This is a genomic window from Pseudomonas sp. FP2254, from assembly GCF_030687695.1.
Taxonomy (GTDB): domain Bacteria; phylum Pseudomonadota; class Gammaproteobacteria; order Pseudomonadales; family Pseudomonadaceae; genus Aquipseudomonas; species Aquipseudomonas quebecensis.
Genome location: NZ_CP117444.1, coordinates 5,339,799 through 5,364,157, shown reverse-complemented (window position 1 = coordinate 5,364,157; position 24,359 = coordinate 5,339,799). Strand labels below are relative to the sequence as shown.

The window sequence follows — 24,359 nt, the reverse complement described above, 5'->3', positions numbered from 1 at the left end:
GTGCTTAGAATCGTACGCCTGTCGTCACCATCGCGGCGTTGAAGCCCAACAGCACCAGCTCCGCCGCCACCGGTCCGTAATGGGCACCCACTGAAGGAATGATCACCGGCGCCACGCCGAATCGATTCAATGGGATCTTGTCGCGATACTCGCCGCGATAGCCTTGGAGCGCGCCGCCGGTCAGTTTTACGTACACCGGGTAATCCGCCATGTCATAGCGTTTGCCTCCATAGACGTAATACGAACGCTGGCTGAACGAGTTGCGAAAAGTCGCCCCGCCATAAACAAGGCCTGAGGCTTCATTGCGTTCCAGGCCGATCAGGTCCTGATTGTTATTGTGGCCTGGGTCGGGAGAAAAGTGCCGGGTGTAGACGCTGGTCTGGGCGTGCCAGAAACTTTTTTCATCCCCGGCAGGCGGTGCTTCGGCGGCCAGCGCGGTGGTGGCCTGAGCCAGGAACACCAGGCCGGGCAATCGAATTTTTTTCATGGGTGTGACCTCGATAGTCGGTATGAAGGGCGGCTAAGTGGGTCGTTGTGCGCGCTATTTTGACGGCAGGATCGTGCCCCAGGCTGAACCGGGGCTGAAGGTAGCGAGATTAGCCGCTCCAATCCTGACGAGCGGCCGTTGGGCTTATATCCGTGCTTATTCACTTCCGGTATTTAGTGTCGCCAGTGGATGTCCCTAAGCTACACCCGCGAGGTCGCTGGCTCAGCGCGGCCCGGACTTTTTCCCTTAACGGTTCCTGCGGCGCGTTTTATTACGCTAAAGTCGCTTACAACTGGTTACACAGGAGGCGCACCGCTTTTCGCCATGACCGTCATTGAAACCGATCTTCTGCAGTTGGCTTACCCTCCGCGGCTCGATCTGGGACCGCAACTCACTCACGAACAGTTAATGAGCTCCATGCAGGCCACGATGGCCCGGCATAAGGGCGGGCCGGTCTGGCTGTTTGCGTATGGTTCATTGATCTGGCGACCTGAATGCTCGTCGACCGAGCGGGTACGGGCGCGAGTCCACGGTTATCACCGCGGCCTGTATTTGTGGTCCCACGAGCACCGTGGTACGCCGGAGTTGCCGGGGTTGGTCTTTGGCTTGGATCGAGGCGGATCGTGCAGCGGGTTTGCCTATCGCTTGCCCGAGGATCAGTTGGAAGCCTCGCTGTATGCCTTATGGCAGCGCGAGATGCCCTATCCCTCGTACCGACCGCACTGGCTCAGTTGCCGGCTGGAGGATGGTACTCAGGTGCAGGCGTTGGGGTTTGTATTGGAGCGGCACTTGCCCAGCTACGCCGGCAACCTGCCCGACATCGTGCTCAACCATGTGTTGCAAAGCGCGAGCGGGCGTTACGGTACGACGCGCGACTATGTCGAACAAACCGTCAACGCCCTGCGCAGCCACGCCATGCCAGATAAGAACCTGGAGGCGCGGCTCAAGCGGTGTGCAAAAGGGGCTCAGGCGCTTAACGGGCCGAGCTGACACTGTTGGTGTGCCACAGGGTCGGGATCAGGAATGCGATGGCCAGCAGGCACGCGCCGATCAGCAGCACAAAACCGCCGTCCCAGCCGAAATGGTCAACGGTGTAGCCCATGGCCGCACTTGCCGCCACCGAACCACCCAGGTAACCGAACAACCCTGTAAAACCCGCGGCAGTGCCGGCGGCCTTCTTCGGTGCCAGTTCCAGCGCCTGCAGACCGATCAGCATCACCGGGCCGTAGATCAGGAAACCGATCGACACCAGCGCGATCATGTCCACGGTCGGATTGCCTGGCGGGTTCAACCAGTACACCAGGGTCGCGACGGTCACCAGCCCCATGAACACGATGCCGGTCAGGCCTCGATTGCCACGGAAGATCTTGTCCGACATCCAGCCGCACAGCAGCGTGCCCGGGATGCCCGCCCATTCATAGAAAAAGTAAGCCCACGACGATTTATCCACCGTGAAGTGCTTGGCTTCCTTGAGGTAGGTCGGCGCCCAGTCCAGTACGCCGTAGCGCAGCAGGTAGACAAATACGTTGGCAAAGGCGATGTACCACAGCATTTTGTTGCGCAGCACGTATTTGACGAAGATTTCCTTGGCGCTGAATTCGTCTTCGTGGCTGGCGTCGTAGCCTTCCGGGTAGTCATTCTTGTATTGCTCGATAGGCGGCAGGCCGACCGATTGCGGGGTGTCGCGCATGGTAATGAAGGCGAACGCCGCCACCGCCAGGGCCACGGTAGCCGGTACATAGAACGCCGCATGCCAGTCGTTGAACCAGGCCATGCCCAACAGGAACAGCGGGCCGATCAGGCCGCCGCCGACGTTGTGCGCTACGTTCCACACCGACACCACGCCGCCGCGTTCCTTCTGCGACCACCAGTGCACCATGGTCCGTCCGCTCGGCGGCCAGCCCATGCCCTGGGCCCAGCCGTTGATGAACAGCAGGATGAACATCATGGTCACGCTGGACGTCGCCCAAGGCGCGAAACCGAAAATGAACATCACGCCCGCCGAGACCAACAGGCCAAAGGGCAGGAAGTAGCGCGGGTTTGAGCGGTCGGACACCAGGCCCATCAGGAACTTGGACAGGCCGTAGGCAATCGCGATAGCCGACATCGCCAGGCCCAGTTCGCCACGGCTGTACCCGTCTTCGATCAGGTAAGGCATGGCCAGGGAGAAGTTTTTGCGTAGCAGGTAGTAACCGGCGTACCCGAAGAAAATACCGGCGAAGATCTGCCAGCGCAGACGTCGGTAGGTACTGTCGATTTTTTCTTCAGGCAGAGGCGCCTGGTGCGCGGCAGGACGAAAGAAAGCAAACATTCAAGAGCTCCAGATTTCTTGTTTTGACTGCGGATGCGAATGTTACAGTTTCGTTACCGAAAATAGCATCGCCGCTTAAGCGCCACCACAGGAAAATGAGAGCAATTGCATGTTCTCTTACGAACACCAGAGATCAAATGGGGAGGGGCTTGATCCTCCCACGTTTGATTGCATTTCAGGTTAGTCAGCGGGTCTGCACGACGACCTTGCCGACCGCCTTGCGCTGGCCGAGGTCATTGATGGCCTGGGCAGCCTGCTCCAGCGGATACACCTGCGACACCAACGGCTTGAGCTTGCCCTCGGCATACCAACTAAACAGTTGCTGGAAGTTCGCCGCGTTATCCTGCGGCTGGCGTTGTGCAAACGACCCCCAGAACACCCCGACCACCGCCGCGCCCTTGAGCAGCGCCAGGTTCACCGGCAGCTCGGGGATGCGCCCGCTGGCAAATCCCACCACCAGCAGGCGGCCGTTCCAGGCGATGGCGCGCACGGCCTGGTCGAAGAGGTCACCGCCCACTGGGTCGTAGATCACGTCGGCACCGTTGCCGTCGGTGAGGCGCTTGATCTCATCCTTCAGGCTGGCTTCGCTGTAATTGATCAATTCATCGGCACCCGCGGCCTTGGCGATTGCGAGCTTGTCGGCGCTGCTGGCGGCGGCGATCACCCGGGCGCCCATGGCTTTACCGATTTCCACCGCGGCCAGGCCCACCCCACCGGAGGCACCGAGCACCAGCAGGGTCTCGCCGGGTTGCAGGTGAGCCCGTTGTTTGAGCGCATGCATCGAGGTGCCGTAAGTCATGCTGAAGGCGGCGGCGGTGTTGAAGTCCATGCTCGGCGGGATCGGCAGCACGTTGTAGCCCGGCACCGCGACCTGCTCGGCAAAGCTGCCCCAGCCGGTCAACGCCATGACGCGATCGCCCACCTTCAAATGGCTGACTTTTTCTCCCACCTCGCTGACCACGCCTGCGGCTTCACCGCCCGGCGAGAACGGAAAGGGCGGTTTGAATTGGTATTTGCCCTCAATGATCAGGGTGTCGGGAAAGTTGACCCCGGCGGCATGGACGTCCAGCAGGATTTCGTTTTTCTTGATCGCCGGGCTGGCGATATCTTCCAGCACCAGGGTTTCGGCGGGGCCGAAGGCTTTGCACAGCACAGCTTTCATCGGACTATTCCTTTTGGCGTCGTGGCCGATAAGTGTAGGAGGGCAGGCCCCTGGGTCAACAAGCATGCCCCGGCCTGATAAGTCGCCATAAGCTTGTGCTCAGCCTTGCTAGCGTTATGCTACCGGGCACCGAATGTGAGGAATGAATTGTGAAAGCGCGGATTCTGTTGATGCTGGCCTTGATCCTGCCGATGGCGGTACAGGCCGAAGAAGCCAAGGAAGGCAAAGAAGGCGAGGCGCCGAAGGTCAGCTATATCAGCCTGAGCCCGCCGTTCGTGGGTAACTATGGCCTGGATGGCACGGCAAAACTCAAAGTGTTCAAGGCCGACATCGCCCTGCGCGTGACCGGTACCGAAGCGGCCGCCGCCGTTAAAGCCAACGATGCATTGATCCGCAACCAACTGGTGGCGCTGTTCACTCAGCAGACCAACGAGGCGATGAGCACCGTTGAGGGTAAGGAAAAACTGCGCCAGGAAGCCTTGAAGCAAACTCAGCAAGTGATGAACGATGAGACCGGCAAGCCGATGGTCGAAGACCTGTTGTTCAACAACCTGATCATCCAGTAAGCACACCAGGTGCGCGGTTTCAGGACGCCAGGCTCTTCCTGAACCGCGCCAGCGCCACGGCGAAAAACAGCAGGCCGATCGCGGTCAACGCCAGCAAATCCGGCCACACCACGCCCACACCCGCGTCGCGGAACAGAATCGCCGCGCTCAGGCTCACAAAATGCGTCGACGGCGAGCCCTGCATCACCCACTGCAGCCACTCGGGCATGCTGTCCAGGGGCGTGCTGCCGCCGGACAGCAACAGCATGGGGATAATCACCGGAATCGCCAGCAACCCGAATTGCGGGGTCGAGCGGGCGAGGGTGGCGAGGAAAATTCCCAGGGCGGTACTGGCGAACAGGTACAACGCCGTCACCAATAGAAATAATCCCAGCGAGCCGGCCAGCGGTACGCCCAGCAAGCCTTTGACCACCACTTCCAGTGATACCCAGGTACACAACACCACCACCAGCATGTTGCTCCAGATTTTTGCCAGCATGATTTCCAGCGCAGTCAGCGGCAGCACCAGCAAATGGTCAAGCGTGCCGTGCTCGCGCTCGCGCAGCAGCGCGGTGCCGGTCAGCACGATGGCGAGGATGGTGATGTTGTTGACGATCTGGATCACCGCCAGGAACCAGCCGCCTTCCAGGTTGGTGTTGAACAGCGAGCGAGTGGTCAGCCGCGCCGGTGTCTGTGCGGCGGCATCGGCCTGGCCGCTGTAGCTCAGCAACTCGCGCTGGAAAATCCGGCCAATGTAACCGGCGCCCATGAACGCCTGGCTCATGGCCGTCGCGTCCACGTTGACCTGCACGCTGGGTTGGCGCCCGGCCAGCAGGTCGGCCTGGAAATTGGCCGGCACATTGATCACGAAGGTGTACTCGCCGCTGTCCATGGCCTGGTCCAGCAGGTTGTAGGGCAACGCGGCCGGCGCCTGGAACTCCGGCGGTTGCAGGGCCTCGCCGAGTTGCCGGGACAGGGCGCTGTGGTCCTCATCCACCAGCGCCACGCTAGCGTTATGCACACCAATCACCGAACCGGCGGCGGGCATGTAAATGGCCACGGTGAAGGCGTAAAACAGAAACAGCAGCAGTACGCTGTCGTGGCGCAGGCTGGTGAGTTCTTTCAGGCCCAGGCGCAGGATATGCGCAAACTTATGCATCAGACCTCCTGCTTCTTGAGCATCACCAGGCTCAGCCCGGTGAACCCGACAAAAAAACCGAACAGCGCCAGGCACTGCGGCCACAGCTGGCGCAGGTCCAGAGCCTTGGTAAAGGTGCCCACCGCAATATCCAAAAAGTGCCCGGCCGGAAACAGCATGCCCATCAGCGCTGCGGCGCCTTCCAGGGATGAGCGCGGCACGATCAGCCCGGAGAACTGGATGGTCGGCAGGCTGGTGATGATCATCGTGCCGAGGATCGCCGCGATCTGGGTGCGCGTGAACGCTGAAATCAGCAGGCCCATGCTGGTGGTGGCCAGCACATACAGTAGCCCACCGAATGCCAATGCCAGGCCGCTGCCCTTGAATGGCACGCCAAACAGCCAACGATTCATTGCCACCAGCAGGGCCAGGTTGACCAGGCTCACGAGCAGGTATGGCGCTTGTTTGCCCAGCAGGAATTCCAGGCGGGTCAGCGGTGTGGCGTAAAAGTTGGTGATTGAGCCCAGCTCCTTTTCACGCACGATGCCCAGCGCGGTGAGCATGGCCGGGATAAACGCCAGGATCAGCGCCATCACCCCAGGGCCGATGGCATTTACGCTGACCACGTCCTGGTTATAGCGGAAACGGGTTTCGAGTTTGGCGGCGGCTTGCGGGCTGCGCGGCAGGCTGCTCAATTCGGCCAATTGCTGAAGGTTGCCCAGGTGTACGGCTTCCACATAGTTACGGCTGGTTTCCGCGCGAAACGGCATGCCGCCATCGAGCCAGGCGGCCACTGTGGGCTGGCGCCCGGCGTACAGGTCGCGGCCAAAGCCCGGCGGGATCTCCAATGCCAGTTTGATTTCCGAGCGTTGCAGGCGCCGGTGCAGTTCATCCGCATCCTGAATGGGCGGCCGTTCGGCGAAATAGCGCGAGCTGCGAAACGCTTCCAGATAGGCGCGGCTTTGCGCGGTCTGGTCCTGGTCGTAGACAGCGAACGCCAGCTTTTCCACATCCAGCGAAATCCCGTAGCCAAAGATCACCATCATGAACATCGCCCCGAGCAGCGCGAAGGCCATGCGCACTTTGTCGCGCAACAGCTCTTTGCCTTCACGGCTGGCCACGGCCAACAGGCGCGCCAGGCTGAAACCGCGCTTTCCCTGCAGCGGTGCGCTGGCTTCGCTGACGGTTTGGCTCGGCGCGGCGGGTTCGTCTTCACCTTGGGCCTGCTCCAGGCACGTGACGAATGCGGCCTCCAGGGTCTCTCCTTTGAATTGTTGCTGCAGCGCGTGCGGCGTGTCGCAGGCCAGCACCTTGCCGGCGTGCATCAGTGAGATGCGGTCGCAGCGCTGGGCCTCGTTCATGAAGTGGGTGGACAGGAAAATCGTCACCCCTTGCTCGCGGGACAGCTCGATCAGCAACCGCCAGAAATCGTCCCGGGCGGCCGGGTCGACGCCGGAGGTCGGCTCATCGAGGATCAACACTTCCGGGCGATGCAGCACCGCGACCGCCAGGGACAGGCGCTGGCGCAGGCCCAGCGGCAGCTCGCCCGACGGCTGTTCGGCAACGTGGGTCAGCTCAAAGCGCTGGATCAGCTCGTCGATGCGCGGGCCGCTGTCGGCCTTGGGCAAGTCGAACAATTGCGCATGCAGCGCCAGGTTCTGGCGCACGCTGAGTTCGCCATACAGCGAAAAACTCTGGGACATGAACCCCACGCGCTTGCGGGTGGCCAGGTCTTTGGCGTCCACCGTCTTGCCCAGCAGCGTCGCGCTGCCTTCCGTGGCCGGCATCAGCCCGGTGAGGACCTTCATGGTGGTAGTCTTGCCGCAGCCGTTGGAGCCCAGGAAGCCGAAGATCTCCCCACGGCCGATCGCGAAGCTGACCTTGTTCACCGCGGTGAAGTCGCCAAAGCGCAGGGTCAGGTCGTGGGCCTCGATGGCGATGTCGGTGCTGGCGCTTTCCCTCGGAGGGATCACCAGCGGCGCTTTGTCGTGAGCGCCGTCGCCCTGGAAGTGGGTGAACGCCTCATCCAGTTTGCCGCTGGGGGTGGCGGCGGCGAGGTCACGACTCAAGCCATTGGCGATCAGCGTGCCGCGATCGAGCATCAGGCAGTGTTCGAATTGCTCGGCTTCTTCCATGTAGGCGGTGGCGACCAGCAAGGTCAGTTGCGAGCGTTCGCGGCGCACCGTTTCGACCAGCTCCCAGAAGCGTCGGCGCGACAGCGGGTCGACACCCGTGGTGGGCTCGTCGAGGATCAGCAGGTCGGGCTCGTGGATCAGCGCGCAGCACAGGCCGAGCTTTTGTTTCATCCCCCCGGACAGCTTGCCGGCGGGGCGCTCGGCGAAGCGTTCAAGGTCGGTGGCCAGCAGCAGGCTGTGCATGCGCCGATCACACTCGGTTTTCGACAAGCCGAACAGCGTGGCAAAGAAGCGTATGTTTTCGCGGATCGACAGCTCGGGGTACAGGTTGCCGCCCAGGCCCTGGGGCATGAAGGCGATGCGCGGGTACAGGCTATTGCGATGGCGGCGGTCGGTGATTGCACCGCCGAGGACCTCGAGCTGGCCGGCCTGCAGCTTCTTGACCCCGGCGATCAGGCCCAGCAGGCTGGATTTGCCCGCACCGTCCGGGCCGATCAGCCCGCAACGCGTGCCGGCGGGCAGGCTGAACGCAATGTCGACCAGCGCCTGTTGCTGGCCGTAGCGGTGGTTGATCCCCGTGGCGTGCAGCGCCAGGCCGGTCATTGCAGGTTGGCCGGCCAGTCTATGTCGGCCGTGCGCACGTAACCGGCGCCCGGCATGCCGGGCTTGGCCTGCGGTACGGCGCTGGGTTGGGTCAGGCGCAGCTTGACGCGAAACACCAGTTTTTGCCGCTCATCGCGGGTTTCCACTTCTTTAGGGGTGAATTGCGATTTGGCCGCGACAAACGTGATTTTCGCCGGCAGCGCCTGCTGGGGCAGGGCATCGAGCAGGATGCGAGCGTCACTGCCCACTGTCAGGCGACCGGCCACCGAGGCGGGCAAGTACAGGTTCATGTATTGATCCTCGGGATCGATCAGCAGCAACACGCGACCGCCGGCACCGAGCACTTCGCCGGGCTCGGCCAGGCGCAGTTGGATGATGCCGTCGATAGGCGCGCGCAGGCTGCTGTCATCGATTTCGCTGGTGAGCTGAGCCACTTGCGCCTGGGCAGCGCCGATGGCGGCCTTGGCCGAATTGACCTGCGCCAGCGCGGCGACCACCGCTGCATTGCCGGTGTTGCGCCGCGCCTGCTGCTGATCGATCAGTTGGCTGCTGGCGAAACCGCGCTTGTACAGCTCCTGGGTGCGCTTGAGTTCCTGGTTGGCCAGCAGTTGTTCGCTCTGGCGCAGTTGCACGTTGGCTTCAGCGGCGGCGAGGTTTTCCCTGGCGCGCACCACTTCGGCTTCGGCCTGGGCCCGCTGGGCCTCCAGGGTGCGGGTGTCCATGCGCGCCAGCAATTGACCCTTGAGCACCTTGTCGCCTTCGTCCACCCGCACATCGGCCAGGCGCCCAGGGATTTTCGCGGCGATCTGCACTTCGGTGGATTCCAGACGACCGTTGCCCATGCTCAGCCCGTCGGGCAACCGGTCCTGGGTGGATTTCCAATAACCGAACCCGCCGGCGGCGACCAGCAATGCGATCAGAAGGGTGGCAAACAGCTGAGAAGTGCGAGGGTTGGTCGACATGGAAGCATCCTGCTGCGTTAGCGTCCTAGTTTGACGGTATCGCCGCTGCGGGCGTTGATACCGGTCAAATGAAGGGCAAGCCTAACGTGGTTGCGGCGAAGATGCTTGCGGCGTGAGCGTGACCGTAGGGTTCTGTGCCTAGCGCAGCGCCAGTACGGCGGCCCATTGCTCGGCGGTGACCGGCATTACCGAGAGCCGGCTGCCTTTTTGCACCAGAGGCAGTTCGGCGAGCGCTGTCTGCTGTTTCAGGTAACCCAGGCCCAGTACTTTGGGGAAGGTCTGGACATGGGCGACGGTGATCGCGCTCCACGGATTTTTTTCCGGGCTGGCTTTGGCGTCGAAGTAATGGCTGTCGGGTTCCAGTGCGGTCGGGTCCGGGTAGGCGGCCTCGATGATTTTACCGATGCCGGCAATGCCCGGTTCGGGGCAACTGGAGTGGTAAAAGAAGAACTCATCGCCCACCGCCATAGCGCGCAGGAAATTGCGCGCCTGGTAGTTGCGCACGCCGTCCCAGCGAGCTTCGCCGAGCTTTTCCAGGCCTTTGATGGAGAGTTCATCGGGCTCGGATTTCATCAGCCAGTAGGCCATTCTTGGGCTCCTCAAACAGGCATTGGGCAAGTTGTCGGGCAATTACCGGACAAACCGACAGTCGGTTGGCGTCAAGGTTTGCGTGTTGGTTCACGTTAACGCAAAATGCCGGGATTTTAAGCTTGACGCCGCTGCAACGGACTACTTTGGAACGTTGTTGTCATCGTGTACGAGGTGCCTGAAGGGGGGCAATCGATGCAACGTAAACCGGATTTACTATGGATATTGGTTATTTTGTTTGGTCTGGGCGTCGTGACCACCGGGTATGCGCAGAGCTTGTGGTCGACCAAGACCGATGCGCCGGTTGAATTGTCACCTGTGCAACAACAGTACAAGCGTTAATCTGGCTTCAAGGCGTCGCTGATTCCAGCGACGCTTCTGCGATATACCACTGCTTATCCGTCACCGTGCCAGCCATCGGCACATCCCAACTTGCCTGCGCCAAGCGATCAACCTTCTGACATTCATGGGCCAGACCCAGCAAGGTCGGCTTGCGCCAATGCTGGCGTCGGGCAAGATAAGCGAGGCTGCGGTCATAGAAGCCTCCCCCCATGCCCAGGCGGCCACCTTCATCATCAAACCCCACCAGCGGCATCAGTACCAGGTCCAGCGCCCACAGCTTGCGTTGCTGGCGGATATTGCCCCGTGGTTCCAGGATGCGAAAGCGATTAGGCAGCAGCTTTTCTCCAGGCCGCACGCGCTGGAACACCATCTTCGTACGCGGCCACGCACTGAGCACCGGCAGGTAAGTGGCTTTGCCCCGGCGCTGGGCGGCGCGCAGCAGCAGGCGCGGATCGATTTCACCGTCCGTCGGTAGATACAAGGAAATATGTCTGGACCGGCGAAACAGCGGATGCTGTGCCAGTTGCCGATACAGGCCCTGTGCGGCCTCGCGTTGCTTGCTCGGCGTCAGGGCGCGGCGGGCTTTGCGCAACAGGCGTCGAAGTTGCGGGCGGGAAAGCGGCGCAGGTTCGGTCATGGCTGTTTGGCTCATAAAACAATGCCAGTCCTGGGACTGGCATTGAGTTTGGGAATTCAGGCTCCCCGACAGAGCCGCTGTCGACTTAGCCCTTGAACCCGAAAGTTCAAGGTGGAAGAAGCAGTAGGCTTTAAGGCTTTCCGTCTAGCGGACATGCACACCAGCCCAACGTGCAACTTCCAGGGTAGTGCGAATCGGCTCAGGGACATCGCCGACTGGCAAACACGCCAGGGAGTGGGGCGAGTATACCTTAAACAGACGCGGCAATCAGCCCTTGGGTGCATCCGAGTCGCTGGAGAGCGCCAGGTCCACGCGTTCGAGCAGGTCGCGCACCTGCTCGCGTGTCGAGCCGCTGGCCTGTACATCCGGGCGTTCCTGCTTATGCAGCAGGTCATGGGTGATGTTCAGCGCGGCCATTACGGCGATGCGGTCGGCGCCGATGACTTTGCCGCTGCTGCGGATTTCACGCATCTTGCCATCCAGGTAGCGGGCGGCGCTCACCAGGTTGTTGCGCTCTTCCTGGGGGCAGATGATCGAATATTCTTTGTCGAGGATCTGCACGGTGACGCTATTGCTTGAACTCATGAGTCTTGCTCCAGGGCCTTCAGGCGCGAAATCATCGATTCGACCTTACGCCGGGCGATTTCGTTTTTTTCAATGAGGTGAGCGCGTTCCTCGCGCCAGGTCTTTTCCTGAGCTAATAGGAGTCCGTTTTGACTCTTAAGTTGCTCGACCCGAGTAATTAGCAGCTCAAGTCTGGCCATCAGCGCTTGCAGGTCGGTGTCTTCCATTGGGTTCCACTGGATTTGTCTGATGAATGGCGACTGCAGGATAAACGATCTGACGCCCTTGATAGTCGGGTGCGTCTGCCGGTGCTAGGATACAGCGCTTCATTCTAGACATCGCGCCGCCTGGCGCCTAGCTCATCATGCCCACTAAGAACTCCCCGTACGACGCTTTTTCCACTCTGCTGAACGCCAGCGGTCACCCTTGCTCCCCCGCCGAGCTCCACGGCGTACTGCTGGGTCGCAGCTGCACCGGTGTTGGTTTCGACGCCGACAACTGGCTCGCCGATGTGGCCGAGCTGCTGGAAAAAGAGCCCGAAGACAACGTGCGCAATGCGCTGATCGGCCTGCAGGAAATGGTCAAGGGCGAGCTGACCGGTGATGAAATCACCGTGGTTCTGCTGCTGCCGACCGACGACGCGCCGCTCACCGAGCGCGCCGCCGCGCTGGGCCAATGGTGCCAGGGCTTCCTCCATGGTTTCGGCGTGAACGCCGGCGGCCTGGAGCTGAGCACCGACGCCAAGGAAGTGCTGCAGGACCTGGCCGCCATCTCCCAAGTGCAAGACGCGCTGGAAGAGTCCGAAGACGGCGAAGGCGATTACATGGAAGTCATGGAATACCTGCGCGTCGCGCCGCTGCTGCTGTTCACCGAGACCCGAAAATCCGCTGAACCTGCCGCGCCCAAGCCGTCGCTGCACTGAGAAAGGACACCCATCTGCCCATGATCCATATCCCCAAAGCGGAATACACCCGACGCCGCAAGGCGCTCATGGCGCAGATGGAACCCAACAGCATCGCGATCCTGCCGGCCGCCGCCGTGGCGATCCGCAACCGTGATGTGGAGCATGTGTACCGCCAGGACAGCGACTTCCAATACCTGAGTGGTTTTCCCGAACCCGAAGCGGTGATCGTGCTGATGCCCGGTCGCCAGCATGGCGAGTACGTGCTGTTCTGCCGCGAACGCAATGCCGAACGTGAGCTGTGGGATGGCCTGCGCGCCGGCACCGAAGGCGCAATCCGTGAGTTCGGTGCCGACGATGCCTTCCCCATTACCGACATCGACGACATCCTGCCCGGCCTCATTGAAGGTCGCGACCGCGTGTACTCGGCCATGGGCAGCAATGCCGAATTCGACCGGCATTTGATGGAGTGGATCAACGTGATCCGCTCCAAGGCCCACCTGGGCGCGCAGCCTCCGAACGAATTCGTTGCCCTGGATCATTTGCTCCACGACATGCGTCTGTATAAATCGGCGGCGGAACTGAAGGTGATGCGCGAAGCCGCGCGGATTTCCTGCGCCGCCCATGTGCGGGCGATGCAGGCCAGCCGCGCCGGCCTGTACGAATTCAGCCTGGAGGCCGAGCTGGACTACGAATTCCGCAGGGGGGGCGCGAAAATGCCGGCCTACGGGTCCATCGTCGCCGCCGGGCGCAACGGCTGCATCCTGCACTACCAGCAGAATGACGCACCGCTCAAGGACGGCGATCTGGTGTTGATCGACGCCGGTTGTGAAATCGACTGCTACGCCAGCGACATCACGCGCACCTGGCCGGTCAATGGTCGGTTTTCGCCGGAGCAGAAGGCAATCTACGAAATCGTGCTGGCTTCCCAGGAGGCGGCGTTTGCGCAGATCGCCCCCAACAAGCACTGGAACCAGGCCCATGAGGCCACCGTGCAGGTCATCACCGCCGGGCTGGTAAAGCTGGGGCTGTTGCAGGGCGAAGTCGACGAGTTGATCGCCAGCGAAGCTTATAAAGCGTTTTACATGCACCGCGCCGGGCACTGGCTGGGCATGGATGTGCACGATGTAGGCGAGTACAAAGTAGGCGGTGAGTGGCGCGTGCTGGAAGTCGGCATGGCGCTGACCGTGGAACCGGGGATTTATATTTCGCCGGACAACCAGAACGTGGCAAAGAAATGGCGTGGCATTGGCGTGCGCATCGAGGACGACGTGGTAGTGACCAAGCAAGGCTGTGAAATCCTGACCGGCGGCGTGCCCAAGACTGTCGCCGACATCGAAGCGTTGATGGCGGCTGCCCGATGAGCCGGGTCAGCCTGGCGATTATCGGCGGCGGCCTGGTGGGCGCCAGCCTGGCGCTGGCGTTGCAGGCCGGGGCCAAGGCGCGCGGTTGGAAGATCGTGCTGATCGAACCGTTCGCTCCCGGCGACAGCTACCAGCCCAGCTACGACGCGCGCTCCTCGGCGCTGTCGTTTGGCGCCCGGCAGATCTACCAGCGGCTGGGCCTGTGGCAGGCCATCGCTCGTCGCGCCGAGCCGATCAAGCAGATTCACGTCTCCGACCGCGGGCGTTTTTCCACCGCGCGCTTGTCCGCCATGGAAGAAGGTGTGCCGGCCCTTGGCTATGTGGTGGAAAACGCCTGGCTGGGCCAATGCCTGTGGCAAGGGCTGGACAGCGACGTGGTGAGCTGGCGTTGCCCGGCGCATGTCACGCGCATGACGCCACTGCCCGACGGCTATCGCCTGACCCTCGACGATGAAACCGAGTTGGCGTGCGACCTGGCGATCCTGGCCGATGGCGGCCGTTCCGGTTTGCGCGAACAACTGGGCATCGGCGTGAAAACCCGACCGTATAACCAGAGTGCGCTGATCGCCAACATCACCCCGAGTGAAGCTCACAACGGCGAAGCCTTCGAACGCTTCACCGATGATGGCCCGATGGCCTTGCTGCCGCTGCCGGACAACCGCTGTGCACTGGTGTGGACGCGCGTCGGGATGGACGCCCAGCGCCTGGCCGATCTCGACGAACGCAGTTTCCTCAGCGAACTGCAGAGCGTGTTCGGCTATCGCCTGGGCACCCTCAAGCAAGTCGGTGCGCGACATTTGTATCCGCTGACATTGGTGGAAGCCGAAGAGCAAGTGCGCTCTCACCTGGCCATCATCGGCAATGCCGCCCACAGCCTGCACCCGATTGCCGGGCAGGGTTTCAACCTGTCCCTGCGTGACGCGCACGCCTTGGCCGAAGCCTTGCTGGCCGGGCCGGCGGTGCCGGGAGATCTGGCAACGTTGCAAGCCTACCGTGACCGCCAGCGCATGGATCAGACGCTCACCGTGGGCTTTTCCGACCAGGTCACGCGGCTGTTTGGCAGTGCACAACCGTTAGTGGCGATGGGTCGCAACATGGGGCTGTTGGGCCTGGATCTGTTGCCACCGGCCAAGCGCTGGTTCGCCCGGCAGGCCATGGGCCTGGGCACGCGCCCCGATGCGTAAGTGGCTGATAGAGCGCCTGGGCAAGGCGCGCCTGTTGCGCTGGATCATGACGGTGTACCCGCCGTACCTGGGCGCGGGTATCAGCGTGCAGCACATGAGCGCCGACTTTCGGCACGTCAAAGTGCGCATGGGCCTGGGCTGGTACAACCGCAACTACGTAGGGACGCAGTTCGGCGGCAGCCTGTATTCGATGGTCGATCCGTTCTACATGCTGATGCTCATGGAGAACCTGGGGCGCGATTACATTGTCTGGGACAAGGCCGCCAGCATCGACTTCATCTCGCCGGGCAAAGGCCCGGTGTATGCCGAATTTTTTATCGACGACACCCTGCTCGATGAGGTGCGCCGTCAGACCGAAGGGGGCGAGAAATATCTGCCTCATCTTAAGGTCCAGATTCATGACGGCTCCGGCACCCTGGTGGCGCGGGTCGACAAAACCCTTTATGTGCGGCGCAAGCCGCCAGTGAGACAGGCTTAAAGCATGGACATGCGCGCAGATGTGCTGATTGTCGGGGCCGGAATGGTCGGAAGCGCCCTGGCGCTGGCGTTGCAGGGCAGCGGCCTGCAGGTGCTGTTGCTCGATGGCAGCCCGTTGAGTGTCAAGCCGTTCGACCGTGACGCGGCCTTCGAACCTCGTGTAAGCGCGTTGTCCGCCGCCAGCCAGCGCATCCTCGAACGACTGGGCGTGTGGGACGGCATCGTCTCACGTCGCGCCAGCCCCTATGGCCAGATGCAGGTGTGGGACGGCAGCGGCACCGGGCAGATCCGCTTCTCGGCGGCCAGTGTGCATGCCGAGGCGCTCGGGCATATCGTCGAGAACCGCGTGGTTCAGGACGCCTTGCTCGACCGCCTGCATGACTGCGACCTGGGCCTGTTGGCCAATGCGCGGCTCGAACAGATGCGTCGCTCCGGCGATGAGTGGCTGCTGACCCTGGCCGACGGCCGCAAGCTGCGTGCACCGCTGGTGGTGGCGGCCGACGGCGCCAACTCCGCCGTGCGCCGCCTCACCGGTACCGCCACTCGTGAGTGGGATTACCTGCACCACGCTATCGTCACCAGTGTGCGCAGCACCCAGCCGCACCAGCGTACGGCCTGGCAGCGCTTCACCGATACCGGGCCCTTGGCATTCTTGCCGCTGGAGCGCGACGGCCAGCAGGATTGGTGTTCGATTGTCTGGTCGACCACTCCGACTGAAGCCGAACGCTTGATGGCGTTGGATGAAGACAGCTTCTGCCGCGAACTGGAGCGAGCATTCGAGGGGCGCCTGGGCACCGTGGTGAGCGCTGACCCGCGCGTCTGCGTGCCATTGCGTCAGCGGCATGCCAAACGTTACGTGGCCGAAGGCCTGGCGCTGATAGGCGACGCCGCCCACGTCATCCACCCGCTGGCCGGGCAGGGCGTGAACCTGGGCTTTCTCGATGCGGCGGTACTGGCCGAGGTGCTGCTGGCGGCCACCGAGCGCGGTGAGCGCCTGGCGGACCAGAAAGTACTGAGCCGCTACGAGCGGCGCCGCATGCCGCATAACCTGGCGTTGATGGCGTCGATGGAGGGCTTCGAGCGGCTGTTCCAGGCCGACCCATTGCCGCTGCGCTGGTTGCGCAATGCGGGCCTGAAAATGGTCGACCGGCTGCCGCAAGCCAAGGCGTTATTCGTGCGCCAGGCCCTCGGCTTGAGCGGGGATTTGCCGGAGTTGGCCAGGCCCTGACGGGGCGTGCAACATCTGGTAACGCCTCTACCGAGCGCCGGCAAATGTGAGTCCTTATCATTTGCGATCCTTCGTTCATGAGAGACCGCACCTATGTTGGCATCCAAGCGCCTTCTGACTGCCCTGGCACTCACCCTGTTCGGCAGCTGCGCCGTGCAGGCTGCCGACGAAGTGGTGGTCTACTCCTCGCGCATCGACGAACTGATCAAGCCAGTGTTCGATGCCTACACCCAGAAGACCGGCGTGAAGGTCAAGTTCATCACCGACAAGGAAGCCCCGCTGATGCAGCGCATCAAGGCCGAGGGCGACAACGCCACCGCCGACCTGCTGCTCACCGTCGACGCCGGTAACCTCTGGCAAGCCGAGCAAATGGGCATCCTGCAACCGTTCACCTCTGCGGTGATCGACAAGAACATCCCCCTTCAATACCGCTCATCGGCCCATGCCTGGACCGGCTTGAGCCTGCGCGCGCGGACCATCGCCTACTCCACCGACCGGGTCAAACCCTCCGACCTGACCACCTATGAAGCCCTGGCCGACAAGCAGTGGGAAGGCCGCCTGTGCCTGCGCACGGCGAAAAAGGTCTACAACCAATCGCTGACCGCTACCCTGATCGAAACCCACGGCGCGGCCAGGACCGAAGAAATCATCAAGGGCTGGGTCAATAACCTTTCCACCGACGTGTTCTCCGATGACATTGCGGTACTGGAAGCTATCAACGCCGGCCAGTGCGATGTGGGCATCGTCAACACCTACTACTACGGCCGGCTGCACAAGCAGAAGCCGGACCTGCCGGTAAAACTGTTCTGGCCCAACCAGGGCGACCGTGGTGTTCACGTGAACCTGTCGGGCATCGGCCTGACCAAATACGCGCCACACCCGGAAGCCGCCAAGGCCCTGGTGGAGTGGATGACCACCCCTGAAGCGCAGAAGATCTTCGCTGATGTGAACCAGGAGTTCCCCGCCAACCCGGCAGTGCCGCCGTCGGACGAAGTGGCGACCTGGGGCAAGTTCGTCGCGGATACCCTGCCGGTGGAGGTCGCGGGCAAGCGTCAGGCAGAGGCCATTCGGTTGATGGATCGCGCCGGCTGGAACTAAGTACAATTTGTAGGACGCCGCAGATCTAACTGTGGGAGGGGGCTTGCCCCCGATGTCAGAGTGTCAGTCTACTGATCAGTGACTGATCCGCTGCCATCGGGGGCAAGCCCCCTCCCACATTGGGTTGCGGTGATTTCAAGATATTCATTACCGAGAACCCACCTTTGGCCCACCCTGCCCAACGTCGCTGGTACCTGCCGGTCTTCACCGTTGCCGCCCTGGTGCTGCTGCCGCTGAGCGTGCTGGTGTTGTCCTGGCAAAGTATCGACGCGCAAATCTGGTCCCATCTCTGGGACACCCAGATGCCCCGTCTGCTGGGCAATACCCTGACGTTGGTGCTGGGTGTCGGCGTGGGCGTAACGCTGCTGGGCGTCAGCCTGGCCTGGCTGACCAGCCTCTGTGAGTTCCCCGGCCGGCGCTGGCTCGACTGGGCGTTGATGCTGCCCTTCGCCATCCCGGCGTACGTGCTGGCCTTCGTGTTCGTCGGCCTTCTGGACTTTTCCGGCCCCGTGCAGACGCTGCTGCGCGAGTGGTTCGGTATGGGGTTGCGCCTGCCACGGGTGCGTTCGACCGGTGGCGTGATTGTCGTGTTGGTGCTGGTGTTCTATCCCTACGTCTACCTGCTGGCACGTACGGCGTTCCTGTCCCAGGGCAAGGGCTTGATGGAAGCCGCACGGGTGCTGGGCCAGTCGCCCTGGCAAGCGTTCTGGCGCGTAGCCCTTCCCATGGCGCGCCCGGCGATCGGTGCAGGTGTGGCCTTGGCATTGATGGAGACCCTGGCGGATTTCGGTGCTGTCTCGGTGTTCAACTTCGATACTTTCACCACGGCCATCTACAAGACCTGGTACGGCTTTTTCAGCCTGTCCAGCGCAGCCCAGTTGGCGAGCCTGTTGCTGCTGGTGGTGATGCTGGTGCTTTACGGCGAGCGCCGTGCGCGAGGCGCGAGCCGCCCCGGCAACGAGCGACCGCGAGGTAAGGCGTTGTATCACCTGCGTGGGTTCAAGGCGGCGGCCGCGAGCGCGTGGTGCGGCCTGGTGTTCGCCTGCGCCTTTGTGATTCCGGTACTGCAACTGGTGGCCTGGTTCTGGCAGCGCGGCCGCTTCGACCTCGATGAGCGCTACGCCGGCTTGATCGTTCACACTCTGTATCTCGGCGGTATCGCGGCGTTGATCACCGTAGCCGTGGCATTAGTGCTCGCTTTCGCCAACCGCCTGTCGCCGACCCGAGCGATTCGCTCCGGGATCGGCCTGGCCAATGTTGGCTATGCCTTGCCGGGATCGGTGCTGGCAGTGTCGATCATGTTGGCGTTCAGCTACCTGGACCGCGAACTGGTGGTGCCGCTGTCGGGCTGGCTGGGCGGCGCGGGCAAGCCGCTGCTGCTGGGCAGCCTGCTGGCGTTGGTGTTGGCGTATCTGGTGCGATTCCTGGCGGTCGCGTATGGGCCGCTGGAAAACAGTCTAGGGCGAATCCGCCCATCTTTGCCGGAGGCCGCCCGCAGTCTGGGCGTGAGCGGTCCGCGACTGTTTTGCAAAGTGTATCTGCCTCTGTTGCTTCCCGGCGCCTTGAGCGCGGCGCTGCTGGTGTTTGTCGATGTGCTCAAGGAAATGCCCGCCACCCTGCTGATGCGCCCGTTCGGCTGGGATACGTTGGCGGTGCGGATCTTTGAAATGACCAGCGAAGGGGAGTGGGCGCGCGCCTCCCTGCCCGCATTGACGCTGGTACTGGTGGGGTTGCTGCCGGTCATCGGGCTGATCCGACGCTCGGCGCGACAAATCGGTTAGGTGCCAGTCCTACGGCTTGCGGCTACAATGCGCGGCATTCGGTGCGGTCCATCCTTCGGATCGGCGCGCTTAGCGTGACTGCAGTCCTTGTTATTCAAGGCTTCCAGCGCGTTTGGCAACGCTGCGCACCTTCGCCAAGCCCGGAAGGAGAAACCCATGGGACAGCGTACGCCTCTGTATGACCTGCATCTCGCCCTCGGCGCGAAAATGGTCGATTTTGGCGGTTGGGATATGCCTTTGCATTACGGCTCGCAAGTTGAAGAACACCATCAGGTGCGACGCGACTGCGGGGTGTTCGATGTATCTCATATGACCGTGATCGATGTCACAGGCCCCCAGGCCAAGGAATGGCTCCAGCATCTGCTGGCCAATGACGTCGATCGTTTGCATGGCTGCGGCCGTGCGTTGTACAGCGCCATGCTCAATGAGCAGGGCGGGGTGGTGGACGACATGATCGTCTACCGCACCCAGGCCGGTTACCGGCTGGTGGTCAACGCCGCCACCCGCGACCAGGACATGGCCTGGATGCAGGCACAACTGGGTAACTATCAGGCGCACCTCAATGAGCGCCCGGAACTGGCGATGTTGGCCATCCAGGGCCCCAATGCGCGCCACAAGATTGCAGAGTTGGTAACCCAGTCGCGCGGCACCCTGATCCATCAACTCAAGCCTTTTGAAGGCCAGGCCGACGGCGATTGGTTTATCGCTCGCACGGGGTATACCGGCGAAGACGGCCTGGAAATTGTCCTGCCTGCCGATCAGGCGCCGGGTTTTTTCAACGACCTGGTGGGCGCCGGTATTTCACCTATCGGTCTGGGTGCTCGGGACACCCTGCGTCTGGAGGCTGGCATGAACCTGTACGGCCAGGATATCCACCAAAATGTTTCGCCCCTGGCGGCCAACATGGCCTGGAGCATCGCCTGGGAGCCTGCCGAGCGCGATTTCATCGGCCGTACTGCGCTGCAAGCAGAGCTGGCGGCGGGTGTGCAGTCCAAACTGGTGGGGCTGGTGCTGGAGGAACGTGGGGTTTTACGCGCTCATCAGGTGGTTCGTATCGCCAATGTTGGCGAAGGGGAGATCACCAGTGGTAGTTTCTCTCCTACGCTGAGCAAATCCATTGCCCTGGCGCGTGTACCGGCGGCGACTGCCGATCGGGCCGAAGTGGAAATCCGCGGCAAGTGGTACCCGGTTCGAGTGGTCAAACCGACCTTCGTGCGTCATGGCAAAACCTTGATCTAACTATTCCGGCGGGCTAATGGCCGCTGACATTTCTTCTTGAGGACACAGACAATGAGCAATATCCCAGCCGACCTGCGTTTTGCCGAAAGTCATGAATGGGCCCGTCTGGAAGCTGACGGTACTGTTACCGTCGGGATTTCCGATCATGCCCAGGAAGCGTTGGGAGATGTGGTGTTTGTTGAGTTGGCTGAGGTCGGCGCCACGTTCGGGGCAGGAGACCAGGCTGGGGTGGTTGAGTCTGTGAAAGCGGCTTCGGATATCTACGCCCCGATTGCAGGTGAAGTAATCGCCGTCAATGAGGAATTGAGCGGTAGCCCTGAACTGCTGAACTCTGACCCATACGGTGCCTGGATCTTCAAGCTCAAGCCAAGCAGCGCGGCTGAGTTGGACAAGCTGCTGGATGCTGCCGGCTACAAAGCCGCCATCGGCGAATAAACGCGAGGCCTATGTGGGAGCGGGCTTGCTCCCTCCCACATTGAACCGTAAGTGTTCAGCTCGCCGTCAAGACTGCTTTTACCGCCGCCACCGACCGCTCCACATCCGCCTTCGTCATCGCCGTGAACATCGGCAGCGACACGATCAAGCGTCCTACCTTTTCCGCCACCGGGAACATGCCTTCCTTGAATCCCTGCGCCCGATACAGGCTCAGCAGGTGGATCGGCGGGTAGTGGTAGCCAATGCCGACGCCCAGAGCCTGCATTTTTTCCATGAACGTGGCGCGGGCGGGCAAACCGTCCTGGCGTTCCGGCAGTACGAGTTGGAACAGGTGCCAGTTGCTGTTTTCGAAGTCGGCCGGCGGCAGTTGAGCGCCGTACTTTTCTTCGAAGTCACTGCCAAAACAGTTGAAGTAGTGACGCGCAAGATTCTGGCGATGGGCAGTGATCTGCTCGATATGAGCGAATTGTCCCAGCCCAATGGCGGCGGCAATGTCAGTCATATTGAATTTACCGCCCAGCACGTCCACGTCCAGGCCGTCGAAGCCAGTACGCGTAACGCCTTGCAGGCGGTATTTTTCGGCCAGACGCGCCTCTTCGGCATTGTTCAACACCAGGCAACCGCCCTCGGAAGAGGTGATGTTCTTGTTTGCCTGGAAACTGAACGACACGAAATCCCCGGTGGCGCCAATGCGCTCGCCGTCCCAGCTGGAACCCAACGCCTGGGCGGCGTCTTCGACGATGCGCAGGTTGTACTTGTTGGCCAGTGCGTAAAGCATTGGCATGTCCAGCGGCAGGCCGGCCAGGTAGACAGGAATGATCGCCTTGGTGCGTGGGGTGATGGCGGCTTCCACTTGGGCCAGGTCGATACTACGGGTGACAGGGTCTATATCGGCAAACACCGGTGTGGCGCCGACTTCCAGAATAACGTTGGCCGTGGCGACCCAGGAGATCGGCGTGGTGATAACTTCATCGCCCGGCCCGATGCCGGCGATGCGCAAGGCAATCTCCATGGTGCAGGTGCCGGAGTTGAACGTGCGCACCGGTCGGCCGCCAAAGTATTCCGACAGCTGCGCCTCGAACGCCTGCACCTTCGGCCCGCTGGTGATCCAGCCCGAGCGCAGGACGTCGCCTACCGCCGAGATGGTGGCCTCATCGATGGTGGGCTTGGAAAACGGCAGGAAAGGCTGTTGGCTCATGACGATGATGGCATCCGTTCAAATTGGCGATGGTGGTGAGGCTTGTCAGCACGGGCATGGTGGCACGGCTCGACTGAATATAGCCTGTCGCCTGTGAATGAATCGTCACCGTGCGGGCAAAAAAATGCCGCTTCAAAAGCGGCATTTTTCAGCGAGAGGCTATTACTCGGTGACGGCATTCTTCGCGAGGATGGCGTTGGCCAGTTCCATATCCGTGGCTTGCAGGCCTGGGTTGTCGGCGCGGACTTTCTGCATTGCGGCTTCCAGATACGGGCCACGGATACCGCCATCGCTCGCAACAAAGCTACCAGCATCGTCTTGCGCGGCGACCACCAGCTTGTGATCCTTGAAGGTCAGGTACGTCGAGCCGGTGGTAGCACCTGAGGAGATGACGTTGCGCCAGAAACTGTCGGCCATGGCTGAACCGACAGGGAGGGAAAGCACAGCGAGGGTTGCGACAGCATATTTGAGACGCATGATGGGTGACTCCGGGTGGGTGATCTGTACGTTTGGATCGTAATTTATCCAAACGAGTTCCGTCACTGACTAAACAGTTTCAACCTTCAACACCACGCCTTCCTGGGCAATCACGCGCACTTGAGTGCCTACAGGGCAATCAGGGCCGCTCACCATCCACACGCCGTCCCCGACTTTCACCTTACCTCGCCCATCCACAATCGCCTGGTGTACCACGAACGTGCGACCGACCAGTTCTGAGCCGCGCTCATTCAATCCCGGTTGGTCGCTGGCCTTGGCGCTGCTGCGTTGGCGTTTCCACCAGTAAACAGCGGTCAATATCGACAACACGGCAAACAGCAGCAATTGCCATTCCAGGCCCAGCGGCGGAACCAAAAACTTGATTACGCCCACGGCAGCCGCTGCGATGCCCATCCACAGCAGGTACCCGCCGGCGCCGAAAACTTCAAGAATCAACAGCACTGTGCCCAAAGCCAGCCAATCCCAAAACGACAGGTGCAGCAGGAAATCCCACATGGCGATGGCCTCAGTCCTTTTTGTTATCGAACGTTGCTTTGACGATCTCGCCGATGCCGCCGACCGCACCGATCACCTGGCTGGCTTCAAGTGGCATCAGGATGACTTTGCTGTTGTTGGCCGAGGCCAGTTTGCCCAGGGCGTCGATGTACTTTTGCGCGACGAAGTAGTTGACCGCCTGCACGTTGCCCGAGGCGATGGCCTCCGACACCACTTGGGTTGCCCGTGCTTCCGCTTCGGCCTGACGTTCGCGGGCTTCGGATTCAAGGAATGCCGCTTGCCGGCTACCTTCGGCTTCCAGGATCTGGGCCTGCTTTTTACCTTCTGCGGTGAGGATCGCCGATGCTCGCAACCCTTCGGCCTCAAGAATTTGCGCGCGCTTGATCCGCTCGGCTTTCATCTGGCCGGACATCGCGGCCATCAGGTCGGCAGGCGGGCTGATGTCTTTGATTTCGATGCGGGTGATCTTGATGCCCCAGGGCGCGGTGGCTTCGTCCACGGTCTTCAGCAGTTTTTCATTGATGCCGTCGCGTTGGCTGAGCATGGCGTCGAGTTCCATCGAGCCGAGTACGGTACGGATATTGGTTTGCAGCAGGTTACGAATGGCATGTTCGAGGTTGTTGACCTCGTAAGCCGCCTGGGCCGTATTGACCACCTGGAAAAAGCACACGGCATCGATCTGCACGGTGGCGTTGTCGGCGGTGATGACTTCCTGCGGCGGGATATCCAGCACGCTCTCCATCACGTTGATCTTGCGGCCGATGCGATCCATGACCGGAATGATGATATTCAGGCCGGGCTTGAGAGTATTGGTATAGCGACCGAAACGCTCGACTGTCCATTGATAGCCCTGGGGCACGACCTTGAAGCCCATGAACAGAATGGCGATGGCCAATCCTACAAAAAGCAGCAGTACGGTTCCGATTTGCATGGCGATTCCCTATCTGATGATGTCAGTGGCGCGACTTACGGCCGATTGTAACGGGG

The 24,359-nt window shown here is 61.7% G+C and carries 26 protein-coding genes and 1 other RNA gene; 12 read left to right on the top strand and 15 right to left on the bottom strand.

Annotation, left to right across the window (positions count from 1 at the left end; translation table 11 throughout):
• Positions 1–4: 4 nt before the first annotated feature.
• A complete protein-coding gene (locus PSH94_RS24795; RefSeq protein ID WP_181076386.1) occupies positions 5–487 on the bottom strand; it encodes a sn-glycerol-3-phosphate transporter in 483 nt (160 codons plus the stop codon).
• Between the two features lie 324 nt (positions 488–811).
• Between PSH94_RS24795 and PSH94_RS24790 the strand changes: the two genes are divergently transcribed.
• Positions 812–1,477: a gamma-glutamylcyclotransferase gene (locus PSH94_RS24790; RefSeq protein WP_181076387.1), complete on the top strand. Its 666-nt coding sequence runs from the start codon at positions 812–814 to the stop codon at positions 1,475–1,477.
• Here PSH94_RS24790 and glpT read toward each other — a convergent pair.
• Together glpT and PSH94_RS24780 are read right to left on the bottom strand one after the other, a co-directional pair.
• Positions 1,461–2,798 carry a glycerol-3-phosphate transporter gene (gene glpT / locus PSH94_RS24785; RefSeq protein ID WP_181076389.1) on the bottom strand — a complete coding sequence of 446 codons (1,338 nt, stop codon included), beginning with the start codon at positions 2,796–2,798 and terminating at the stop codon, positions 1,461–1,463. The two genes, PSH94_RS24790 and glpT, sit on opposite strands and share 17 nt — an antisense overlap.
• A gap of 184 nt (positions 2,799–2,982) precedes the next feature.
• Entirely contained in the window at positions 2,983–3,960 is a 978-nt protein-coding gene (locus tag PSH94_RS24780) for an NADPH:quinone oxidoreductase family protein (protein WP_181076390.1), read from the bottom strand.
• A gap of 149 nt (positions 3,961–4,109) precedes the next feature.
• Here PSH94_RS24780 and PSH94_RS24775 point away from each other — a divergent pair, with 149 nt between their 5' ends.
• Entirely contained in the window at positions 4,110–4,526 is a 417-nt protein-coding gene (locus tag PSH94_RS24775) for a flagellar basal body-associated FliL family protein (protein ID WP_034101391.1), read from the top strand.
• 19 nt (positions 4,527–4,545) lie between these two features.
• Here PSH94_RS24775 and PSH94_RS24770 read toward each other — a convergent pair whose 3' ends face one another.
• From PSH94_RS24770 to PSH94_RS24755, 4 genes are all read right to left on the bottom strand, one after another.
• Positions 4,546–5,664 (bottom strand): ABC transporter permease, encoded by a 1,119-nt coding sequence (locus PSH94_RS24770; RefSeq protein WP_181076392.1) that lies wholly within the window; start codon positions 5,662–5,664, stop codon positions 4,546–4,548.
• Positions 5,664–8,381 (bottom strand): ribosome-associated ATPase/putative transporter RbbA, encoded by a 2,718-nt coding sequence (gene rbbA, locus PSH94_RS24765; protein ID WP_305435966.1) that lies wholly within the window; start codon positions 8,379–8,381, stop codon positions 5,664–5,666. Before rbbA ends, PSH94_RS24770 begins: the two co-directional genes overlap by 1 nt.
• Positions 8,378–9,343, bottom strand: coding sequence for an HlyD family secretion protein (locus PSH94_RS24760; protein ID WP_305435965.1), 966 nt, complete (start codon positions 9,341–9,343; stop codon positions 8,378–8,380). The genes rbbA and PSH94_RS24760 overlap by 4 nt, the downstream gene beginning before the upstream one ends.
• A 138-nt stretch (positions 9,344–9,481) precedes the next feature.
• A complete protein-coding gene (locus PSH94_RS24755) occupies positions 9,482–9,931 on the bottom strand; it encodes an EVE domain-containing protein (RefSeq protein WP_266247402.1) in 450 nt (149 codons plus the stop codon).
• Between the two features lie 195 nt (positions 9,932–10,126).
• On the opposite strand from PSH94_RS24755, the gene PSH94_RS24750 reads away from it, so the two are divergent.
• Positions 10,127–10,273, top strand: a complete 147-nt coding sequence (locus tag PSH94_RS24750; RefSeq protein ID WP_181076398.1) for a hypothetical protein — start codon at positions 10,127–10,129, stop codon at positions 10,271–10,273.
• 7 nt (positions 10,274–10,280) lie between these two features.
• On the opposite strand, the gene PSH94_RS24745 is transcribed toward PSH94_RS24750, so the two are convergent.
• The 4 genes from PSH94_RS24745 to PSH94_RS24730 all read right to left on the bottom strand — a co-directional run bounded on the left by PSH94_RS24745 (position 10,281) and on the right by PSH94_RS24730 (position 11,701).
• Complete coding sequence (locus PSH94_RS24745) at positions 10,281–10,910, bottom strand: 5-formyltetrahydrofolate cyclo-ligase (RefSeq protein WP_285428542.1); 630 nt, start codon at positions 10,908–10,910, stop codon at positions 10,281–10,283.
• A gap of 58 nt (positions 10,911–10,968) precedes the next feature.
• A non-coding RNA gene (gene ssrS, locus PSH94_RS24740) (6S RNA) lies at positions 10,969–11,147 on the bottom strand.
• Positions 11,148–11,177: 30 nt separating this feature from the next.
• Complete coding sequence (locus tag PSH94_RS24735; RefSeq protein ID WP_181076399.1) at positions 11,178–11,495, bottom strand: cell division protein ZapA; 318 nt, start codon at positions 11,493–11,495, stop codon at positions 11,178–11,180.
• Entirely contained in the window at positions 11,492–11,701 is a 210-nt protein-coding gene (locus tag PSH94_RS24730) for a TIGR02449 family protein (protein ID WP_007982902.1), read from the bottom strand. The genes PSH94_RS24735 and PSH94_RS24730 overlap by 4 nt, the downstream gene beginning before the upstream one ends.
• Before the next feature lie 137 nt (positions 11,702–11,838).
• On the opposite strand from PSH94_RS24730, the gene PSH94_RS24725 reads away from it, so the two are divergent.
• The 9 genes from PSH94_RS24725 to gcvH all read left to right on the top strand — a co-directional run bounded on the left by PSH94_RS24725 (position 11,839) and on the right by gcvH (position 21,181).
• Positions 11,839–12,396: a YecA family protein gene (locus PSH94_RS24725; protein ID WP_253509750.1), complete on the top strand. Its 558-nt coding sequence runs from the start codon at positions 11,839–11,841 to the stop codon at positions 12,394–12,396.
• A 20-nt stretch (positions 12,397–12,416) separates the two neighbouring features.
• Complete coding sequence (pepP, locus tag PSH94_RS24720; protein WP_305435964.1) at positions 12,417–13,739, top strand: Xaa-Pro aminopeptidase; 1,323 nt, start codon at positions 12,417–12,419, stop codon at positions 13,737–13,739.
• Positions 13,736–14,923 carry a 2-octaprenyl-6-methoxyphenyl hydroxylase gene (gene ubiH, locus PSH94_RS24715; RefSeq protein WP_181076402.1) on the top strand — a complete coding sequence of 396 codons (1,188 nt, stop codon included), beginning with the start codon at positions 13,736–13,738 and terminating at the stop codon, positions 14,921–14,923. The genes pepP and ubiH overlap by 4 nt, the downstream gene beginning before the upstream one ends.
• Entirely contained in the window at positions 14,916–15,401 is a 486-nt protein-coding gene (locus tag PSH94_RS24710) for a DUF4442 domain-containing protein (RefSeq protein ID WP_181076403.1), read from the top strand. Before ubiH ends, PSH94_RS24710 begins: the two co-directional genes overlap by 8 nt.
• A 9-nt stretch (positions 15,402–15,410) precedes the next feature.
• A complete protein-coding gene (locus PSH94_RS24705) occupies positions 15,411–16,628 on the top strand; it encodes a 2-octaprenyl-3-methyl-6-methoxy-1,4-benzoquinol hydroxylase (RefSeq protein ID WP_305437753.1) in 1,218 nt (405 codons plus the stop codon).
• A 93-nt stretch (positions 16,629–16,721) separates the two neighbouring features.
• The gene (locus PSH94_RS24700) at positions 16,722–17,726 is read left to right on the top strand and encodes an extracellular solute-binding protein (RefSeq protein ID WP_305435963.1); all 1,005 of its coding nucleotides are present in this window, start codon (positions 16,722–16,724) and stop codon (positions 17,724–17,726) included.
• Positions 17,727–17,890: 164 nt separating this feature from the next.
• Entirely contained in the window at positions 17,891–19,507 is a 1,617-nt protein-coding gene (locus PSH94_RS24695) for an iron ABC transporter permease (RefSeq protein ID WP_253509746.1), read from the top strand.
• Positions 19,508–19,663: 156 nt separating this feature from the next.
• On the top strand, positions 19,664–20,746 hold the full coding sequence (gene gcvT / locus PSH94_RS24690) for a glycine cleavage system aminomethyltransferase GcvT (protein WP_305435962.1): 1,083 nt from the start codon (positions 19,664–19,666) through the stop codon (positions 20,744–20,746).
• 51 nt (positions 20,747–20,797) lie between these two features.
• Positions 20,798–21,181, top strand: a complete 384-nt coding sequence (gene gcvH, locus PSH94_RS24685) for a glycine cleavage system protein GcvH (protein ID WP_181076409.1) — start codon at positions 20,798–20,800, stop codon at positions 21,179–21,181.
• A 55-nt stretch (positions 21,182–21,236) separates the two neighbouring features.
• Here the strand turns inward: gcvH and PSH94_RS24680 are convergent, their stop codons facing one another.
• From PSH94_RS24680 to PSH94_RS24665, 4 genes are all read right to left on the bottom strand, one after another.
• Complete coding sequence (locus PSH94_RS24680) at positions 21,237–22,379, bottom strand: DegT/DnrJ/EryC1/StrS aminotransferase family protein (protein WP_305435961.1); 1,143 nt, start codon at positions 22,377–22,379, stop codon at positions 21,237–21,239.
• A 162-nt stretch (positions 22,380–22,541) separates the two neighbouring features.
• Positions 22,542–22,856 carry a DUF2388 domain-containing protein gene (locus PSH94_RS24675; RefSeq protein WP_003176799.1) on the bottom strand — a complete coding sequence of 105 codons (315 nt, stop codon included), beginning with the start codon at positions 22,854–22,856 and terminating at the stop codon, positions 22,542–22,544.
• Positions 22,857–22,925: 69 nt separating this feature from the next.
• Positions 22,926–23,372, bottom strand: a complete 447-nt coding sequence (locus PSH94_RS24670; RefSeq protein ID WP_266247379.1) for an NfeD family protein — start codon at positions 23,370–23,372, stop codon at positions 22,926–22,928.
• Between the two features lie 10 nt (positions 23,373–23,382).
• The gene (locus PSH94_RS24665) at positions 23,383–24,303 is read right to left on the bottom strand and encodes an SPFH domain-containing protein (protein ID WP_305435960.1); all 921 of its coding nucleotides are present in this window, start codon (positions 24,301–24,303) and stop codon (positions 23,383–23,385) included.
• Between the last annotated feature and the right edge of the window lie 56 nt (positions 24,304–24,359).

Excerpts from the sequence above, each read along its gene's own strand:
- PSH94_RS24725 (WP_253509750.1), top strand. The coding sequence starts at position 11,839 with ATGCCCACTAAGAACTCCCCGTACGACGCTTTTTCCACTCTGCTGAAC.
- PSH94_RS24730 (WP_007982902.1), bottom strand. The coding sequence starts at position 11,701 with ATGGAAGACACCGACCTGCAAGCGCTGATGGCCAGACTTGAGCTGCTA.
- PSH94_RS24745 (WP_285428542.1), bottom strand. The coding sequence starts at position 10,910 with ATGACCGAACCTGCGCCGCTTTCCCGCCCGCAACTTCGACGCCTGTTG.
- PSH94_RS24760 (WP_305435965.1), bottom strand. The coding sequence starts at position 9,343 with ATGTCGACCAACCCTCGCACTTCTCAGCTGTTTGCCACCCTTCTGATC.
- PSH94_RS24675 (WP_003176799.1), bottom strand. The coding sequence starts at position 22,856 with ATGCGTCTCAAATATGCTGTCGCAACCCTCGCTGTGCTTTCCCTCCCT.
- PSH94_RS24680 (WP_305435961.1), bottom strand. The coding sequence starts at position 22,379 with ATGAGCCAACAGCCTTTCCTGCCGTTTTCCAAGCCCACCATCGATGAG.
- pepP (WP_305435964.1), top strand. The coding sequence starts at position 12,417 with ATGATCCATATCCCCAAAGCGGAATACACCCGACGCCGCAAGGCGCTC.
- PSH94_RS24755 (WP_266247402.1), bottom strand. The coding sequence starts at position 9,931 with ATGGCCTACTGGCTGATGAAATCCGAGCCCGATGAACTCTCCATCAAA.
- PSH94_RS24770 (WP_181076392.1), bottom strand. The coding sequence starts at position 5,664 with ATGCATAAGTTTGCGCATATCCTGCGCCTGGGCCTGAAAGAACTCACC.
- PSH94_RS24790 (WP_181076387.1), top strand. The coding sequence starts at position 812 with ATGACCGTCATTGAAACCGATCTTCTGCAGTTGGCTTACCCTCCGCGG.
- PSH94_RS24705 (WP_305437753.1), top strand. The coding sequence starts at position 15,411 with ATGCGCGCAGATGTGCTGATTGTCGGGGCCGGAATGGTCGGAAGCGCC.
- PSH94_RS24665 (WP_305435960.1), bottom strand. The coding sequence starts at position 24,303 with ATGCAAATCGGAACCGTACTGCTGCTTTTTGTAGGATTGGCCATCGCC.
- gcvT (WP_305435962.1), top strand. The coding sequence starts at position 19,664 with ATGGGACAGCGTACGCCTCTGTATGACCTGCATCTCGCCCTCGGCGCG.
- PSH94_RS24735 (WP_181076399.1), bottom strand. The coding sequence starts at position 11,495 with ATGAGTTCAAGCAATAGCGTCACCGTGCAGATCCTCGACAAAGAATAT.
- gcvH (WP_181076409.1), top strand. The coding sequence starts at position 20,798 with ATGAGCAATATCCCAGCCGACCTGCGTTTTGCCGAAAGTCATGAATGG.
- PSH94_RS24700 (WP_305435963.1), top strand. The coding sequence starts at position 16,722 with ATGTTGGCATCCAAGCGCCTTCTGACTGCCCTGGCACTCACCCTGTTC.
- ubiH (WP_181076402.1), top strand. The coding sequence starts at position 13,736 with ATGAGCCGGGTCAGCCTGGCGATTATCGGCGGCGGCCTGGTGGGCGCC.
- PSH94_RS24670 (WP_266247379.1), bottom strand. The coding sequence starts at position 23,372 with ATGTGGGATTTCCTGCTGCACCTGTCGTTTTGGGATTGGCTGGCTTTG.
- rbbA (WP_305435966.1), bottom strand. The coding sequence starts at position 8,381 with ATGACCGGCCTGGCGCTGCACGCCACGGGGATCAACCACCGCTACGGC.
- PSH94_RS24710 (WP_181076403.1), top strand. The coding sequence starts at position 14,916 with ATGCGTAAGTGGCTGATAGAGCGCCTGGGCAAGGCGCGCCTGTTGCGC.
- PSH94_RS24780 (WP_181076390.1), bottom strand. The coding sequence starts at position 3,960 with ATGAAAGCTGTGCTGTGCAAAGCCTTCGGCCCCGCCGAAACCCTGGTG.
- PSH94_RS24750 (WP_181076398.1), top strand. The coding sequence starts at position 10,127 with ATGCAACGTAAACCGGATTTACTATGGATATTGGTTATTTTGTTTGGT.
- PSH94_RS24795 (WP_181076386.1), bottom strand. The coding sequence starts at position 487 with ATGAAAAAAATTCGATTGCCCGGCCTGGTGTTCCTGGCTCAGGCCACC.
- glpT (WP_181076389.1), bottom strand. The coding sequence starts at position 2,798 with ATGTTTGCTTTCTTTCGTCCTGCCGCGCACCAGGCGCCTCTGCCTGAA.